The following is a 1,190-nucleotide window of genomic DNA, read 5'->3' on the forward strand; positions in this document are numbered from 1 at the left end:
TACAGAAACTACTGCATCAGCAAAAAAGGCGTCACTGAACACTTTCCATTTGACGAAGACACCTTGGTTTTTAAAGTGATGAACAAAATGTTTGCGCTCACTTCACTCAAAAAATGGGAAGAAGAAACCCCTTCTGTAAACTTAAAATGTGACCCTGACCGCGCCCTGGAATTACGTGCAGGATATGAAGCCGTGCAACCGGGCTATCATATGAACAAACAACTTTGGAATACTGTTTCCATCAATCAGGATGTGCCAGATGAAATGATATACAACCTCATTGACCATTCCTATGATTTGATCGTTTCGAGCCTCACCAAAAAACTACAGGCTGAATTAAAGAACTTGTAAAATATTATAAATTCAACTCGCTAAAAATTAGCCCGCAAATTTCGCAAATATCCGCAGATTTTTTATGTAATAGTTAGGCTTTCTGCGCAAATCAGCGTGATTTGCGGGACAACTACCAGTGAGTATATTAATATGCTTGTATATATACTTTTGCATGCTAATTAATTTCAGAGTAATTTCGGAGCGTTTAAAATAGTTACAATGGCACAGCAACCGCACGAGTTTTACCCCGCTCAAATTGAAACTTTTCAGAAGCAACTCAAAAGAATCAGGCAAAAGCTGTTTGCCTCAAGTATGCTTCGGTTGGGCGTGTTTGTTTTGATTTGTTTTGGGGTCTATTTCTTTTTTGGCGATGCCAGAGGTGTCATTGCGACACTTATTTTGGGAAGTGCCTTGTTTGTTTTTTTGGTTTCACGTCACAGCGACCTTACGTTTCAGAAGAAATTATTGCTGGAACTTATTGCTATCAATAATAAGGAACTCAAAGCATTAAAAAGGGAAGTATCTGACTTTCCGGAGGGCAATGAATTTAAGGAAGATATGCATTATTTCAGTCAGGATATCGACCTGTTTGGCAAAGGCTCTTTCTATCAATACCTCAACCGCACAGCCACCCGTGAAGGAGCAACTGCGCTTGCCAAAAAACTGAAAAGCAATGCCGTTGACGACATTCAAAACAAACAGGAAGCCATCAAAGAACTTTCAGAAAAAGCAACCTGGCGTCAGGAATTTTCAGCCTATGCAGCACTTTCAAAATCTGAAACCCCTACTGCAACTGTAGTGCGGCTGTTAAAAACCCATTCCTTTTTTGTTCCGAAAATGATGAATGTTTTGGCCAT

1 protein-coding gene and 1 pseudogene are annotated in these 1,190 nt (G+C 39.7%); both read left to right on the plus strand.

The features are described 5' to 3' along the window. Positions 1-351, plus strand: a 351-nt coding sequence (locus AC6F75_RS12100) for an MmcQ/YjbR family DNA-binding protein (protein WP_500715289.1), incomplete at its 5' end; no start/stop codon positions are given. 201 nt (positions 352-552) lie between these two features. After that, positions 553-1,190: pseudogene (locus tag AC6F75_RS12105) on the plus strand (MutS-related protein); the annotation flags it as partial.

This window comes from Planktosalinus sp., from assembly GCF_059864935.1.